The following is a 15,574-nucleotide window of genomic DNA, read 5'->3' on the forward strand; positions in this document are numbered from 1 at the left end:
ACCGTGCTCGTGGAGAGTCCCCCTCACCCGGCTCGCATCTTGCGATGCGATCCGACCTCTCCCCGCAGGCGGGGCGAGGTGAGATGCGGTTGGAGGTGAGTATGCTAATTCGCACGTTTGGCAGAAGTAGCCAGCTATCAATCGTCGTCCAGTTGATTGCGGTCGTGACTGCATCTCTCCCAAGCAGTAGCCTTGCCGCATCCGACGCCGCACTGCTGCCGCGCAACCTCTCGCCCTGGGGCATGTTCGAAAGCGCCGACATCGTCGTGAAGGCGGTGATGGTTGGGCTCGCCTTCGCCTCGCTCGTCACCTGGACGATCTGGCTCGCCAAGACCGTCGAGATCCGCCGCAAGACCGCGCTCGCCCGGCAGCGGATCGGCCTCCTTGAGCGCGACACCCAGCTTGCCGAGGTCGAGCAGGCGAGCCGCGACGGCAGCGATGCGGTAGCGCAGATCGTGCAATCGGCCTCGCGCGAGGCTGCGCTGTCCGGCGGGATGTTCGACGACGGCTTCAAGGAGCGCATCGCGCTGCGGCTCGAACGGGTCGAGGCGGCGATGTCGCGGCAGATCGCGCGCGGCACCGGTGTGCTGGCGACGATCGGCGCCACCGCGCCGTTCGTCGGCCTGTTCGGCACGGTGTGGGGCATCATGAATGCCTTCATCGGCATCTCCGAGGCCCACACCACCAATCTCGCAGTGGTCGCGCCCGGCATCGCCGAGGCGCTGCTTGCAACCGCGCTCGGCCTGGTCGCAGCGATTCCGGCGGTCGTGATCTACAATCACCTGACCCGTTCGATCGCGTCCTACCGCGCGTTGCTCGGCGACGCCTCCGCCATGGTGATGCTACTGGTCAGCCGCGAGGGCGATCGCAGCCTGTTCCGGCTGGCACGCGCTGCGGAGTAGGCGATGGGCGCGAAGCTTGGCACTGGCGGCGCATTCGGCGGCCGGCGTCGTGGCGACGACGATCTGGTCGAGGCGCATGAGATCAACGTCACCCCGTTCATCGACGTGATGTTGGTGCTGCTGATCATCTTCATGGTGGCGGCGCCGCTCGCGACCGTCGATCTCGGCGTCGATCTGCCGGCCTCGACCGCCGAGCCGCAGCCGCGGCCGGACAAGCCGGTGTTCGTCACCGTGAAGTCCGATCTCTCCGTCGCGGTCGGCGAGGACGTGATCGCGCGCGAGACGCTGACGTCGACGCTCGATGGCGCCACACAAGGCAAGAAGGACGAGCGCATCTTCCTGCGCGCCGACAAGGCGGTCAGCTATGGCGATCTGATGGAGGTGATGAACCTGCTGCGCAACGCCGGCTATCTCAAGATTGCGCTGGTTGGCCTCGACGGGCGTAGCTGATCCATGAATGCGTACGCGCTTCATGATGCGGGCGACGAGATCTGGCTGCGGCGCTGGGGCCTGTCGGTGGCTGCGATCCTGGCGGCGCATGCGGCAGTGCTCGCGGTTGGCATGAGCTGGGTCCCGGCGCCGCCGCCCGGCGTTGCGGTGCCGGCGGTGCTGGTCGATCTGACGCCGATCACCTCGGCGCCGGAGATTTCGGAGACCGAGCTGCCGCCGGGGCCGGCGATGCAGGAGGCCGACGCGTCGCCGCCGGAGCCTGCCGCCGCGCAGCCAGTGCCGCAGGAGATCGCGCCGACGCCGATGCAGGAGAAGCCCGACGTCGTCGCGCCGCCGGAACAGAAGCCGCAGATCACGCCGCCGAAACCCGAGCCCGCGAAAGTCGTTCCGGAGACGAAGGTCGAACCGGTCAAGCCGAAAGTGGTTCGTCGGGAAGCAAAGCAGCCGTCCGAGGCAACCCCGGCACCGCGCACCATCGCGCCAAGCCGCGCCGAACGGCAGGCGCCGGCAGCATCCGCGATCAGCGCCGGCGCAGCCGCGTCAGCGATCGCCGCTTATAACGCCCGCGTCCGCGCGCATCTGCTGCGCTTCCATTCCTATCCCGCAGGCGGCAACGGTCAGCGCGGCGTGGTCCGCCTGGTGTTCACGCTCGGCAGCGGTGGGCAGGTGCTGTCGAGCCATCTCGGCGGCTCGTCCGGCAGTCCGACCTTCGACGCGCGCGCGTTGGCGATGGTGCGCCAGGCCCAGCCGTTTCCGGCGTTTCCGTCCGAGATCACGCAGGGCTCGATGGGCTTTTCCGTGCCGGTCGCGTTCGTGCCGCGGTAGTGCGCGACCTCATTGAGAGGGGCCGCACATCTATTCCCGTCATCCTGAGGTGCGAGCCTTGCGGCGCACTTGCGCCGCTGGGCGAGTCTCGAAGGATGCACGGCCCGGCTGCTGGCCGTCGATTCTTCGAGACGCGCTTCGCGCTCCTCAGGATGACGGGGATAGATTGAGTTCGCTTCAATACGCCGGAAGCTCCGTTACTCCTTCACCGCCCCCGTCAGCGACGACACGTAGTAGTCGACGAACAGCGAGTAGAACAGCGCGACCGGCAGCGAGCCGAGCAGCGAGCCGGCCATCAGCGCGCCCCACTGGTAGACGTCGCCGGTGACGAGCTCGGTCAGGATCGCGACCGGCACCGTCTTGTTGGCGCCGCTCTGGATGAAGGCGAGCGCGTAGATGAACTCGTTCCAGGACAGCGTGAAGGAGAAGATGCCGGCCGAGATCAGGCCGGGCACCGCGAGCGGCAGCGTGATCCGCCACAGGATCTGCAACCGCGTCGCACCGTCGACCAGCGCGCATTCCTCGAGCTCGTAGGGGATCGACTTGAAATAGCCGATCAACAGCCAGGTGCAGAACGGCACCAGGAAGGTCGGATAGACCAGGATCAGCGCCAGCGGCGAGTCGAACAGGCCGAACTGCACGATCACGGTGGCGAGCGGAATGAACAGGATCGACGGCGGCACCAGATAGGCGAGGTAGATGCCGAGGCCGACATAGGGACTGCCGCGGAAGCGCAGCCGCTCGATCGCGTAGGCGGCGAGCGTCGAGGCGAACAGCGACAGGAAGGTCGAGCCGATCGCGACCAGCATGGTGGTCTTCAGCCAGCGCGGATAGGCCGTGTCGAACAACAGATGCTTGATATGCGCGAGCGTCGGCGAGGTGATCCAGAACGGATTGTGCTCCTTGTAGTTCAGCAGCTCGGCGTTCGGTTTGAACGAGGTGACCGCCATCCAGTAGAACGGAAACAGCAGGATCAGGATGAAGCAGGCGAGCGGCAGATAGATCATCACCACGCGCCGGGCGCGGGAGTCCCACGCCATCGTATCGGGCGTGGCGCTGGCGACGTTGGAGGATTGGGCTGCGACGTCAGTCATTGGCTTCTCCCTGCTGCCATTTGCGGCGCGCGAGGCCGAAGTAGCTGAACAATGTTGCGAACACCAGGAACGGGATCATCGAGACGGCGATCGCGGCACCCTCGCCGAGTTCGCCGCCGGCGATGCCGCGCTGGAACGCCAGTGTCGCGAGCAGATGGGTCGAGTTGACCGGGCCGCCGCGGGTGATGGCGTAGACCAGCTGGAAGTCGGTGAAGGTGAAGATGATCGAGAACGTCATCACGATCGCCAGGATCGGCATCATCATCGGGAAGGTGATGTAGCGGAAGCGCTGCCAGGAGGTGGCGCCGTCGAGCATCGCCGCCTCGTAGAGCGAGGGCGAGATGGTCTGCAGCCCCGCCAGCAGCGAGATCGCGACGAACGGGATGCCGCGCCAGATATTGGCGGCGATCAGCGAGAACCGCGCCGGCCAGGGCGAGCCGAGGAAGTCGACATTGCTGTCGCGCCAGTGCAGCACGTCGACCAGGAGATAGGAGATGATCGAGAACTGCGGATCGTAGATCCACCAGAATGCCAGCGCGGAGAGCACCGTCGGCACGATCCACGGCAGCAGCACGATGGCGCGGATCAGGCTCTTGAACGGGAAATGGTTGTTGAGCAGCAGCGCCAGCCAGAAGCCGAGCGCGAACTTTCCGAAAGTTGCGATCGCGGTGTAGAAGATCGAATAGAACACCGCGTTCCACCACAAGGGATCCTTGAGCAGATACTGGAAGTTCTCAAGTCCGATGTAGATGCCGCGCTGGCCGATCGTGGTGTCGGTGAAGGCGAGCCAGATGCCGAGGCCCAGCGGATAGGTGAGGAACACCAGCAGCAGGCCGATCGCGGGCGCAAGGCACATCACGATCAGGAACGGCTTGTAGTCGAACAGGCGCGCGAGCCAGCCCGGCTGGTGCAGCGCCGCGCCGCGTGAGGGGAGGGTGGTGACAGACATCAGGTCTTGTCTCGGTCCGACTTCCAGGGGCATTCCGGGATGGTGCGTTAGCACCAGACCCGGAATCTCGAGATTCCGGATTCGACGCTACGCATCGCCCCGGAATGACAGCGGCTTGAGGTCGATCTTACCGGCCCTGCCGCCGGAAGTACCGCTTGGCGCGCTGTTCGGCTTCGGCGGCTGCGGCTTCGGGCGTTGCGGCATCGGTCGCGACCGAGGCGCACATCTGCACCAGCACATAGTCGGCGTTGACGGCGCCGGTCGCGGTCGAGATCGGCCCCTTGTAGCCGTTGTAGTAGGGGCTCCGCATCGTGTCCTTGAAGATCGCGACCTTGGGGTCGCTCGACCACACCGCGGCGTCGGCATAGGCCGCCAGCGGCTGCGACCAGTAGCCGGAGTTGGCGTTGAGCCACGGCTCGTACTGTTCGTGCTCGAGCATGAACTGCAGGAACGCCTTCGCGGCGTTGGGATACTTGCTGTGCTTGAACACCATTGCGTTCAAGGTCAGGCCGGACATCGGAGAGGTGGGAGCCAACCCCTTGATCAGGAACTGATGCGCGGTGTCGTCGGCGATCGCCTTGGTCGCGGGATCGTTCTTCAGCGAGAAATACAGCGAGACGCCGTTTGCGGTCAGGCCGATCTCCTGCGACGAGTAAGCGCGGTTGTTGGAGACGTCGTTCCAGGACGGGGTGCCGGCGATGAAGGTCGGATAGAGTTCCTTCAGATATTTCAGCGCCGCGATCGTCTCCTTGCTGTTGATGATGATGTTGCCTTCCTCATCGAGCAGCGCGGCGTTGTGCGACCACAACAGCCAGTTGGCGAAGCCGTTGCCGTCGCCGACCGCGTTGCCGAGTGCGAAGCCCGCGGGCTTGCCGGCCGCCTTCAGCTTCTTGCAGAGTTCGAGGAAGCCGGCGTGGTCCTCCGGCACCTTGTCGAAGCCGGCGGCGTTGACCAGCGACTTGCGGTAGACCAGCGGGCCGCCCGAGGCGCCGAACGGCAGGCCGACCCAGCTCTTCGACTTCGAGCGCATGCCGTACCGGCGCGCCAGCGTGAGCCATCCGCCATAGCGCTTGTCGAGATAGTCGGCGACATCGGTCAGCTCGATCAGCTTGTCGATATAGATGTGCGGTGCGTCGCCGAAGCCGATGATGATGTCGGGGCCGGCGCCGGAGTTCGAGGTCACGGCGGTCTGCTGGTTGATGTCCTCCCAGCCGACGAAGTCGACTTTGATCTCGACGCCGGTCTTGTCGGTGAATTTCTTGGCATTGGCGCGGAACACGTCCTCGTCGGCCTGAACGAAGCGCACCGGCCGCAGCATACGCAAGGTGGCGTCCTTTTCGATCGGCAGCGACGGCGCCGCCACGTCGGCTGCCTTCACCTTCGACGCCTCCTGCGCCGAAGCGCCGGTGACCGCCAGCGCCGCCGCGGAAGCCCCCAGCACCAGCGCGTCGCGACGCGTGATCTCGTACTTCATGTCGTTCGCACTCCCGTTCTTATTGTTTCGTTGTTGTTTTTCCTTCCCGGCGTTTGGCCGCCGGTGAAGGTCTCTTGGTCTCGGCGCCAGCCGCACAAAGGGCCCGCAAGAGACGGGCCCCGCACGAAAAACGCATTCCCGCCCTAGCTGTTCGGACCGCGATCCATGCTGACAGGCTGCCAGCGGCGCAACGCGGTGTTTTGCAGCACCGACGGGTTGACGCAGCTTACCGGCCACATGCCTTGCAGCACTAGTGACAATTCGTAGCCCACCCGGCGCTTGCGCGCCTCGTCAAAACGTGCCGACGCCGAGGCGACATGGGCGGTCAAGGTAACATTGTCCATCCCGAGCATCGGATTGTTGTGCGACGGCGGCTCCTTTTCCAGCACGTCGAGCGCGGCGTGGGCGATCCAGCCCTCCTGCAGCGCCTTGATCAGCGATTCCTCGTCGACCGTGGCGCCGCGGCCGGTGTTGATGAAGATCGCCGACTTTTTCATCTGGCGAAAATGCTTCTCGGTCAGCATGTGGTGCACTTCGGGCCGCGCCGGGGCGTGCATCGAGACGAAATCCGACTGCGACAGCACCTCCGACAGCGTCGAGGGGACCACGCCGTGGTCGTACATCAGGGTTTCCTGGATGAAGGGATCGTAGGCCACCATCCTGAGGCCGAACGGCGCGGCGCGCTTGGCGACAGCGCGGGCGACCCGGCCGAACGAGATGAAGCCGAGCGTCTGGCCCATCAGCCGCGGAATTTTCAAAAGCGCCGGGCGGCCCTCGGCCCAGCGGCCGGTGCGCACCATCTTGTCCTGCTCGATCAGGCGGCGGAAGCCGGCGAGCAGCAGCATCATGGCGTGATCGGCGACCTCCTCGATGAAGGTGTCGGGGATGTTGGTGACAGGAATGCCGCGGGCGGTCGCGGCCTTGACGTCGACCGAGTCGACGCCGACGCTGCCGAGCGTGATCACCTTGCAGTTCTCGAGCGCGTCGATGACCGCCTTGGTGATCGGCATGCCCTTGGCGTAGATCGCGTCCGCGGTGCGTGCCGCCGCGATGAATTCGGCCTCGTTGGCCGGCGCCTCGACGATCTCGGCGCCGATCGGATCGAGCGCCTCGCGCTCATAATCGTAGCCGCCGCCGGCGACCGTGAAGCTCGCGCCCTTCGGCGTGACCACCCTGAATTTCGACATTGTCTGCTCCCGATGTGAGTCTGCTGTTCTTGCTTCTTGCTGGTTTGCTTCTTGATCTTGATTCTTCTTGCTTCTTGGAGCGCGGCTGGGTCGCCGCCTTCCCATGCTTGTACGCGAGCCGCGCTGTTCTCTCCACAATTGCCGGTTGGTCCGCGGCCTGATTCTCCGGGCTTCTACGGGGAACCTCCGTAACCATCAGGTAAAGGGTCTCACATTACGGTGCGCGGAATCAATCCGCCAATCGCGTCGCGTTCCCCGCCTCTTCTGGAGACCCCCGTGAAGCTGTCAAATCTGAAGATCACCCCCAAGCTCGGCATTCTGGTGGGGGTGACCCTCCTTGGCCTGTGCACGGCCGGCATCCTCGCCGGTCACCTGATGCAGCGGGAGATGATGAATGCGCGCATCGACCAAGCCAAGGCCATCGTCGAGATGGCGAAGAACATGGCGGCGGGCCTGAAGAAGGATGTCGACGCCGGCAAGCTGACCAAGGAAGCGGCACTGGCCGAGTTCGGCAAGCGCGCCAACACCCTGACCTACGACAACGGCGCCGGCTATCTGTTCGGCACCGACTACAGCGGCATCACGGTGCTGGCGCCCGATCCGAAGCAGGTCGGAACCAATCGCATGGACATCGTGACCAATGGTCGCAAGCTCTCGCAGGAACTGATGGACGGCGTGAAGGCCAAGGGCGAGATCCTGCTGTTCTATGATTATGTGAAGCCCGGCCAGGAGACGCCGATCCGCAAGCTCGGCTACGCCGTCGCGGTCCCCGGCTTCGATATGTATCTCGGCACCGGCGCCTATCTCGACGATATCGATGCCAAGATGCGGCCGATTGCCTGGCTGCTCGGCCTCGCGATCCTCGGCATCGGCATCGTTTCCGGCTCGGTCGCCTGGCTGATCGGCCGCAGCATCTCCCGTCCGCTCAACCTGCTCGGCGCCCGCATGCGCGACATCGCCGACGGCAAGCTCGACGGTGACATCCCCGGCGTCGGCCGCGGTGACGAGGTCGGCGGAATGGCGGCCACGGTTCAGGTCTTCAAGGACAACGCGGTTCGCATCCGCGGCCTGGAACAGGCCGAGGCCGAGACCAAAGCACGCGCGGAGGCCGAGCGCCGTGGTGCGATGGAGAATATCGCCAACGATTTCGAGCGCAGCGTGAACGGCATCGTCCGCACGGTGGCCTCCGCCGCCGCCGGCATGCAGACCACGGCGCAGTCGATGACCGCGACCGCAAGCGACGCCAGCGCGCGGGCCGCGACCGTCGGCGCTGCGTCCGACAGCGCCTCCAACAATGTCGGCACCGTCGCCGCTGCCGCCGAGGAGCTCTCCAGCTCGGTTGCGGAGATCTCCCGCCAGGTGGCGCGCTCCAGCGAGGTCGCGAGCCAGGCGGTGGCCGATGCCGAGCGCACCAACGCGACCGTGCAGGCGCTCTCCACCGGCGCCGAGAAGATCGGCGAGGTGGTCAAGCTGATTCACTCGATCGCGGCTCAAACCAACCTGCTCGCGCTCAACGCCACCATCGAGGCGGCGCGCGCCGGCGAATCCGGCCGCGGTTTCGCGGTGGTCGCCTCCGAAGTGAAGGCGCTGGCCAACCAGACCGCGAAGGCGACCGAGGAGATCTCGGCGCAGGTCGCCGCGATGCAGGCGTCCACCGGCGAGGCGGTGACCTCGATCGGCGGCATCACAGCGACGATCGCGCAGATGAGCGAGATCACCGCCTCGATCTCGACCGCGATCGACCAGCAGGGCGATGCGACGCGCGAGATCGCGCGCAACATCCAGCAGGTCGCGGCCGGCTCGAGCGAGATTTCCGCCCATATCGGCGGCGTCACGTCAGCGGCCGCCGCCACCGGCACGGCGGCCGGCGACGTGCTGTCGAATGCCCGCGAGCTCGACACGCAATCGGGCATGCTGCGCAACGCGGTCGATGAGTTCCTGCAGAAGGTGCGCGCGGCGTAAGGTTTGTAGGCCTGCCCCATACGTCATTGCGAGGAGCGTAGCGACGAAGCAATCCATCTTTCCGTGCATGCGGATCGATGGATTGCTTCGCTTCGCTCGCAATGACCGGGGCCTACTGCTTCTCGATTCCGGCGTCGGCGATCAGCTTTTCCCACAGCACGAGCTGCTCCTTAAGGAATGCCTCGAACTCCTCGGGCGTGCCGGAGAATGCCTCCATGCCGCGCTCGGCGAGCTGGCTCTTGATATCCGGCCGCTCGATGATCTTGCGGATCTCCGCATTCAGCCTGACCACGACGTCCCTCGGCATGTTGGCGGGGCCGAGATAGCCCTGCCAGGAGGTGATATCGAAGCCCTTGACGGTGTCGTCCATCGTCGGCAGGTCCGGCAGCAGCGCCGACTTCCGCTTGGTGGTGACGGCGAGCGGCTTCAGCACCTTGGCGTTGACGTGCGGCAGCCCGGTCGGCACGTCGATGAACATCATCGAGATGCGGCCGGCGATGACGTCGGTCAGTGCCGGCGGTGAGCTCTTGTAGGGCACATGCAGAAGGTCGATGCCGGCGAGGCGCGCGAAGGTCGCGCCGGAGACGCTCGCCGATGACGAGCCACTGGCGTAGCTGTACTTGCCCGGCTCCTTCTTGGCGAGCGCGATCAGCTCGGCGACCGAGTTCGCCGGGATGTCCGGATGGATCACCAGCATGAAGGGCAGGTCGCCGGTGCGCGCGATCGGCGTGAAATCCTTGATCGGATCGTAGTTCATGGTCTTGAGCAGATACGGATTGGCCGAGTGCGTCGTGTTCGTGGTGACGAACAGCGTGTAGCCGTCGGGGGCGGAGCGGGCGACATAGTTCGCCGCGATCGAGCCGTTGGCGCCGGCCCGGTTGTCGATCACCATGCCGACGCCGAGCGCAACGCCGAGCTCCTTGGAGATCAGCCGCGTCGTGGTGTCGGTGCCGCTGCCGGCGGCAAACGGCAGCACCAGCGTGATGTTGCGGGTGGGATAGGTCTGGGCAAGTGCCGCCCCGGATATCGCCGCAAGCGCGGCGGCGGCTGCGACCGCGAGGCAGCAGTATCGTCTCAATCCCATCACCATGTCGTCGTCCCCCCGCGCAGGCCCTGAACAGGCCCATTGCGGCCGAAGCTAACCCGGCCGCCATGGCCGCGGAAGCCGTGCCGGGAGCAGCCTTTCGCCGCATGGCCACTCCCGGGTCTCGCAGGGGCGCGCTGCCAAAAATATCGAAAACAACCCCATGCAAAGGAGCCGGTGGCGGCCGGCGCTCGACCAGGCAGCTTGACACGTCGGGCAAATCAGTGTCATATTTCTAATATTCCGAAAGTCAGCCGTGAGTGCGTTACGATCCCGCCGGAAAGACCTGCGCGACGTGAAACGCCTTGGTGGTGATGAGCCACCGGCCGTCGATCCGATGAAACACCAGATGGTCGATGAAGCCGGTTTGGCCGGCCCTGACGCGCACCTTGGCGATGGCCAGGTCGGACGCGGTCTGGTCGATGCTGATGATGGCCTCCTCGCGTGGTGATTTCATCGACGCCGGCGAGGGACGGCTGCGGATGAAGTCGCGGAATTCTGAGGCCGACCGCACCGTGTGCTTGCCGTCCCGGATGCCGTGCACGATGCAGGCATCGGCGAAGACGTCGCAGAACCGGCTATCGTCGACGTCATACATCAGGTTGAAATATCCATCGATCGCGGATGCGATGGCCTGGATGTCGCTCATTGCAAAATCTCCCTGGCGGATGATGTGGCGGTGGCCGCACCGGATCGAACCGGTGATCTGCGCCGACAGTGGCCGATATGGTGGCGGAGTGCTACGACTGGGCAGTCATCTCTTGGATGACTGAAAGGCATCGGCATGGACGAAGTTGACGGTCGGCTGGTTGGCGGCCTGGTGGTCCTCGCGGCGCTGGCGGATGCGCGCAGTTTTGGCCGGGCCGCCGAACGGCTCGGCATGACGCAATCCGGGGTCAGCAAGGCGATCGCCAAGCTCGAGGCGCGCCTCGATGCCAGGCTGGTTCACCGCACGAGCCGCGCCGTCGAGCTCACCGAGGAAGGACGCGCGCTGTGCGAGCGGGTTGCTGCGCATCTGGCCGGGATCGGCGAAGCGGCGGCGGAGACCTCGAAATCGCGCGATGCGGTCCGCGGCAGGTTGCGGGTCAATGTCGACCCGCTGTTCTCCCGCATGGTGCTGTCGCCGAAGCTGAGCGAGTTCCTGCTGCAGAATCCAGGCATGGAGCTGCGTATCGAGACCCGCGACCGGATCGCGGATCTGGTCAGCGACGGTTTTGATCTGGCGGTGCGTTTCGGCGAGCCGGTGCCGTCGGCGCTGATTGCGCGCCGCGTGCTCGATGCGCGCGTGCTCACCGTGGCCTCGCCGATCTATCTCGAACGACACGGCCGGCCGCTTGATCCGCGGGAGCTGGCAAGCCGCGACCATCAGTGCATCCATGCAATCGATGCGGCGACCGGGCGTCCCTTCGATTGGGAGTTTCGGCGCGGCAACGAGGTCGTGCCGGTCGCGGTCAACGGGCGGCTCACCGTAACCGATTCAGGAACCAAGCTCGGCGCTTGCCTGGCCGGCTTCGGCATCGCGCAGGTGATCGATCTCGGCCTCGACGATCACCTGAGGAGCGGCGCGCTGATCGAGCTGTTTCCGGACTGGCCCGACGAGTGTTTTCCGCTCTACGTCTATTACGCCTCGCGTAACCACGTGCCGGCGAAGGTGAGGCGGTTTATCGACTTCATCACGGACACGCTGGCGGCAAAGCCATATTCGCCACGCAAATCCGCCGGCTTGCGCAAGGTAGGCTAGTCTAGGGATTCGCCGATGTCTTGGCGGATCCTTGTCGCGAGGCGATGATGACGCCGGCGAGCACCAGCGCGTAGCCGATCAGATGGAACGGCGCGAGGCTCTCGCCGAGCAGCAGGATCGCCATCGCCGAGCCGAACACCGGCACCAGATGGAAGAACGGCGCGGCGCGGTTCGGGCCGATCAGCGCGACGCCGCGGTTGAAGAACAGATAGGCGAGCGTGGACGGGAAGATCAGCACATAGGCGAGCGTTGCGCCGGTCAGCAAGTCGAACTTCAGCGTCACGCCGTTGGCGAACTCCCAGGCCGCCACCGGCAGCAGCATCAGCGCGCCGCAGCAAGTGGTGAACGAGATCAGCGAGAGCTGGTGGATCTTCGGCCGCCGCGGGATCAGCGCCGAATAGAGCCCGAACGACACCAGCGAGGCGCCGAACATGATGTCGCCGCGGTTGAAGCTGATGCCGGCGAGCGCGGAGAAGTCGCCGCGCAGGATGATGGTCAGCACGCCGGCCAGCGAGATCGCGATGCCGGCCAGCTGCGCCGGCGTCAGCCGCACGCCGAACAGGATCAGCGACCACAGCGCCACGAACAGCGGCCCCGCCGACTGGATCAGCAGCGCGTTGAGCGCTTCAGTATACTGCATCGCCCAGTAGGAGATCGCGTTGTTGAAGGCGAAGCCGACCGCGGACAGCAGCAGCATCAGCGGCAGGGCGCTGCGCAGCTTCGGCCAGTCCTGCTTCAGATGCGGCCAGGCGAACGGCAACAGGATCAGGAAGACGCCGAACCAGCGGATCGTGGTCAGCGTGACCGGCGGCACATGGCTGCCGACATGGCGCGCCAGCACGATGTTGGCGGCCCAGAACAGCGACGTCAGGCTGAGCAGCAGATAGGGCTGGTTATTGAGCCAGTTGAGCGGCGAGCGGCGTGGCGTTGTGGCAGATGCGGGCAAAGCGGTCATTATCGGGCGGATGTTGTGCCCGAATCCGGCGCCGCGACAAGACGAAAGAGCGGATTGGAGCCATGCGCGGGGGCTCAATCTGACACGGAAGCCACACTGCCGCGGAATAACAGAACCCGTCATCCTGAGAGACCGTGAATGAATGCCTCTCGATGACGCAACATACTCGATGTCGTCCCGGCGAAAGCCGGGACGACGAGCGGAGAGGACGAGCGGAGAGATTGCGCTGCATCCCCGCCTATTTCTGCGGCCCCGACAGCGAGATGTCGCGCTCGGCGCGAAACACGTTGCTGTAGAGATTGGCGATCCATTGCCGTCCGCTCGAGGTGATGTTGAGGTGGCGGATCGCCTTCTGCACATGCGGCGCGACGCTGTCCCAGTAGAAGCGCGGATAGCGTTCGACGAGATCGGCCGGCGAATCGTAGCCGAGCTGGTGGTTCAGTCCGGCCTCCTCGAATTCGATGTACAGCGCGTTGGCCTTGCGGATGTAGTGGGGATCGCCGAGCTGGCCGATCAAATCGGCGGCCCGCAGCAGGGTGGCCTCTTCGCCGAAATCCTCGTCGTCATCAGGGGCGCTCAGCGGAAAGCGGGTGCCTTCGATGGCACGCACGATGCGCTCCTTGTCGAGCAGGGTGACGCCCTTGAGCCGCTCCATCACGAAGATCTTGGAGCGGTCGACGTGGTAGGACATCAGTGCGGCATCCGACGACCCGCGTGGCAGGATGATCTTGCGACCGACGGCATCGACCAGATAGCCGGCCTGGCCGTCGGCCTCGAACAGCCCGCGCACATAGCCGATGTCATGGGTGAGGCAGGCGATGATGACATGGGCATAATCCTCGGCGCTCATGTGCGAGTGCAGCGCGCGGCCGCGCAGGATGTCGTGGCCGGCCAGCGTCACCAGCATGGTGTGCTCGACATTGTGATAGAGCGCGTCGCTGTTGCCGATGCATTCGAGCGCGATCCGGGCGATCGAGGGCACCATTTCCACCAGCTGGGTCTGCGAAGAGCCGAACCGGCGCTGCATGTACTCGCCGAGGAACTTGCCGAGCGCGTCGGCCGCTAGTTCTGGAAGGGTCATCACGGCCTTGACCTCCGAGAGCTGGCCTGAGCTTACGGCCCGGCGGTATTTCAGGCTAGTCCTGCGATGTGACATAATCGTTGCGGCTAGACCGATGTGGCGGGAGTGACGGGCTTTGGGCGGGAGCGGGTGATGGGTGTCGATCTCTTGAACGTCAAAGGCCTGAACGAGCTGGACCGCGAGGCGCCGGTCGTGATGGTCAATCTGATGCGGTTTCGGGCGCGGTCGCTCGACGGCGACGGCTCGGGCTGGGATGCCTATTTGCGCTACAGCGCGCTCACCGTCCCGATGATCAAGGCGCGCGGCGGCACGCTGCTGTGGACCGGCAGCGCCGAGACGGTCGCGCTGGGCGAGCCGGCCGGCCAGCGCTGGGATTATCTCGCGCTGGTCTACTACCCGAGCGTCGCCGCCTTCATCGACATGATGACTTCAGCCGACTACGAAGATCGCTGCGACCCGCATCGCCGCAACGGCTGCGAGGAGCACGTCATCATCGCGACGCGCGAGGCCTACAGCAAGTTCAAGGTGGGGTAGCCGACGAACCCGGCTCCCATCCCGTCATTGCGAGCGTAGCGAAGCAATCCATTTCACCGCGTAGTGGAGCGATGGATTGCTTCGTCGCTAACGCTCCTCGCAATGACGGTTGATGGACAGTGACCCTCAGGATGGGTTTGCGAGCGGCTGCAGCGCCGCGTGGCAGGCGCTCTGCACGACACGGCAGACATCATCGCTCGACCGCCCCGCGCTCAGCGACGCGAAGGTCGGATAGCTTGTCAGCGCGAAGATCAGGTCCACCGCGTCCTTGCGCGCTTGCTGTGACGCGCCCTTGCCCGCGACGCGGTCGATCAATGCGGTGACGCCGCGGCGGCGGCGCTCGTTGCGCTCGCGCACGGCCTCGGCGAATTCGGGATCGGTCGCCATCGCGTCGTGCAGCCGGCCGACCGCGGAATCCCGGCTCCAGAATCCGCAGAAGATCTCCACCATCCGGTCGAGCGCGGCGCGCGGATCGGCCATTGTCATGGCGTCGGCGAGCTGGTGCAGCCCGCCATGGCGCGCGATCTCGTCGAACACCGCCTCGAGCAGCCCGCGCCGCGAGCCGAACTGGTTGTAGACGGTCAGCCGGGTCACGCCGGCCGCCTTGGCCACCGTATCCAGCGAGAAGCGCGCGATGCTCTCGTCGCGCAATGTGCGCGAGGCGGCCTCGATCACGCGCTCGCGGGTCTCGGCGGCGGCAGCGCTGCGCGCCGGGCTCACATAGCTGCGCGGCGGCATCGGTTTGCCTTGCTTTCGTCAGATTGACTATACATTATGTATATCTAATTTCCAATGCCCATCCGGAGCGACATCATGCAGACCGCCCTCATCATAGCGCTGTCCCTTCACGTCCTGTCATCGGTGTTTTGGGCCGGCTCGAGCTTCACCTTGGCGCGCACCGGCGGCCTCGGCGGCGAAAAGCTGCTGTTTCCGCAAATCGGCGCCGCGACGGTCGCGATCGTGACCGGCGCCACGCTCTGGCGCCTGGTCCATGAAGGCTCGTTCGGGCTGTCGGAGCAGATCCTGGCCGGTGGCGCGATCGCAGCACTGGCTGCAATCGCCGTGCAGATCATCGTCGGCGGCGGCGCGGTCCGGCAGCTGCGCAGCAGCGTGGACGATACGTCAGCCGCACGCTCGCGGCTGGCGGTTGCCCAGCGCATCGCCGCGGGGCTGCTCGCGATCACCGCGCTGTGCATGGGCGCGGCGCGCTATGCGTGAGCCTGAAGTCTTTCCCGTTCCGATAGAATCGCAACGGGGCTCTAATCTTACTGTGTCATAAGTGGATCGGCGGGTCGCGCCCTTTGATGAGCCGGATGCAGCAAGGACACCTTTGCAT

16 protein-coding genes are annotated in these 15,574 nt (G+C 65.4%); 7 read left to right on the forward strand and 9 right to left on the reverse strand.

What is annotated here, in order from left to right:
* Positions 1–164: 164 nt before the first annotated feature.
* From exbB to Q2M23_RS39675, 3 genes are read left to right on the forward strand one after another with little or no spacing between them, the layout of a single operon-like run.
* A complete protein-coding gene (exbB, locus tag Q2M23_RS39665; protein ID WP_375167051.1) occupies positions 165–902 on the forward strand; it encodes a tonB-system energizer ExbB in 738 nt (245 codons plus the stop codon).
* 3 nt (positions 903–905) lie between these two features.
* Positions 906–1,352 (forward strand): TonB system transport protein ExbD, encoded by a 447-nt coding sequence (gene exbD, locus Q2M23_RS39670; protein WP_316398970.1) that lies wholly within the window; start codon positions 906–908, stop codon positions 1,350–1,352.
* A gap of 3 nt (positions 1,353–1,355) precedes the next feature.
* Complete coding sequence (locus Q2M23_RS39675) at positions 1,356–2,177, forward strand: energy transducer TonB (RefSeq protein ID WP_253589076.1); 822 nt, start codon at positions 1,356–1,358, stop codon at positions 2,175–2,177.
* Positions 2,178–2,374: 197 nt separating this feature from the next.
* Here Q2M23_RS39675 and Q2M23_RS39680 read toward each other — a convergent pair whose 3' ends face one another.
* The 4 genes from Q2M23_RS39680 to Q2M23_RS39695 form a co-directional block, all read right to left on the reverse strand.
* The gene (locus Q2M23_RS39680) at positions 2,375–3,217 is read right to left on the reverse strand and encodes a carbohydrate ABC transporter permease (RefSeq protein WP_016840579.1); all 843 of its coding nucleotides are present in this window, start codon (positions 3,215–3,217) and stop codon (positions 2,375–2,377) included.
* Between the two features lie 46 nt (positions 3,218–3,263).
* Positions 3,264–4,220, reverse strand: a complete 957-nt coding sequence (locus Q2M23_RS39685; RefSeq protein WP_026193343.1) for a carbohydrate ABC transporter permease — start codon at positions 4,218–4,220, stop codon at positions 3,264–3,266.
* 127 nt (positions 4,221–4,347) lie between these two features.
* On the reverse strand, positions 4,348–5,694 hold the full coding sequence (locus tag Q2M23_RS39690) for an ABC transporter substrate-binding protein (protein ID WP_069276553.1): 1,347 nt from the start codon (positions 5,692–5,694) through the stop codon (positions 4,348–4,350).
* 143 nt (positions 5,695–5,837) lie between these two features.
* Positions 5,838–6,881 (reverse strand): C-terminal binding protein, encoded by a 1,044-nt coding sequence (locus Q2M23_RS39695; RefSeq protein WP_316398971.1) that lies wholly within the window; start codon positions 6,879–6,881, stop codon positions 5,838–5,840.
* Between the two features lie 276 nt (positions 6,882–7,157).
* Here Q2M23_RS39695 and Q2M23_RS39700 point away from each other — a divergent pair, with 276 nt between their 5' ends.
* Entirely contained in the window at positions 7,158–8,843 is a 1,686-nt protein-coding gene (locus Q2M23_RS39700; protein ID WP_057015598.1) for a methyl-accepting chemotaxis protein, read from the forward strand.
* 112 nt (positions 8,844–8,955) lie between these two features.
* Here Q2M23_RS39700 and Q2M23_RS39705 read toward each other — a convergent pair whose 3' ends face one another.
* Together Q2M23_RS39705 and Q2M23_RS39710 are read right to left on the reverse strand one after the other, a co-directional pair.
* A complete protein-coding gene (locus tag Q2M23_RS39705) occupies positions 8,956–9,927 on the reverse strand; it encodes a tripartite tricarboxylate transporter substrate binding protein (protein WP_316398972.1) in 972 nt (323 codons plus the stop codon).
* 265 nt (positions 9,928–10,192) lie between these two features.
* Complete coding sequence (locus Q2M23_RS39710; protein WP_229192587.1) at positions 10,193–10,576, reverse strand: nuclear transport factor 2 family protein; 384 nt, start codon at positions 10,574–10,576, stop codon at positions 10,193–10,195.
* A gap of 135 nt (positions 10,577–10,711) precedes the next feature.
* Here Q2M23_RS39710 and Q2M23_RS39715 point away from each other — a divergent pair, with 135 nt between their 5' ends.
* Complete coding sequence (locus Q2M23_RS39715; protein ID WP_316398973.1) at positions 10,712–11,668, forward strand: LysR family transcriptional regulator; 957 nt, start codon at positions 10,712–10,714, stop codon at positions 11,666–11,668.
* Position 11,669: 1 nt separating this feature from the next.
* Here Q2M23_RS39715 and Q2M23_RS39720 read toward each other — a convergent pair whose 3' ends face one another.
* Together Q2M23_RS39720 and Q2M23_RS39725 are read right to left on the reverse strand one after the other, a co-directional pair.
* Positions 11,670–12,623 carry a DMT family transporter gene (locus Q2M23_RS39720; protein WP_316398974.1) on the reverse strand — a complete coding sequence of 318 codons (954 nt, stop codon included), beginning with the start codon at positions 12,621–12,623 and terminating at the stop codon, positions 11,670–11,672.
* Positions 12,624–12,861: 238 nt separating this feature from the next.
* Positions 12,862–13,707 carry a metal-dependent phosphohydrolase gene (locus tag Q2M23_RS39725; RefSeq protein ID WP_316398975.1) on the reverse strand — a complete coding sequence of 282 codons (846 nt, stop codon included), beginning with the start codon at positions 13,705–13,707 and terminating at the stop codon, positions 12,862–12,864.
* Positions 13,708–13,836: 129 nt separating this feature from the next.
* Here Q2M23_RS39725 and Q2M23_RS39730 point away from each other — a divergent pair, with 129 nt between their 5' ends.
* Positions 13,837–14,238: a DUF1330 domain-containing protein gene (locus Q2M23_RS39730; protein ID WP_028333485.1), complete on the forward strand. Its 402-nt coding sequence runs from the start codon at positions 13,837–13,839 to the stop codon at positions 14,236–14,238.
* A gap of 126 nt (positions 14,239–14,364) precedes the next feature.
* On the opposite strand, the gene Q2M23_RS39735 is transcribed toward Q2M23_RS39730, so the two are convergent.
* A complete protein-coding gene (locus Q2M23_RS39735; protein ID WP_316398976.1) occupies positions 14,365–14,976 on the reverse strand; it encodes a TetR/AcrR family transcriptional regulator in 612 nt (203 codons plus the stop codon).
* A 75-nt stretch (positions 14,977–15,051) separates the two neighbouring features.
* On the opposite strand from Q2M23_RS39735, the gene Q2M23_RS39740 reads away from it, so the two are divergent.
* On the forward strand, positions 15,052–15,456 hold the full coding sequence (locus Q2M23_RS39740) for a hypothetical protein (protein WP_168857559.1): 405 nt from the start codon (positions 15,052–15,054) through the stop codon (positions 15,454–15,456).
* Positions 15,457–15,574 lie beyond the last annotated feature (118 nt).

The organism is Bradyrhizobium sp. 33ap4, assembly GCF_032654765.1.
Taxonomy (GTDB): Bacteria; Pseudomonadota; Alphaproteobacteria; order Rhizobiales; family Xanthobacteraceae; genus Bradyrhizobium; species Bradyrhizobium australafricanum.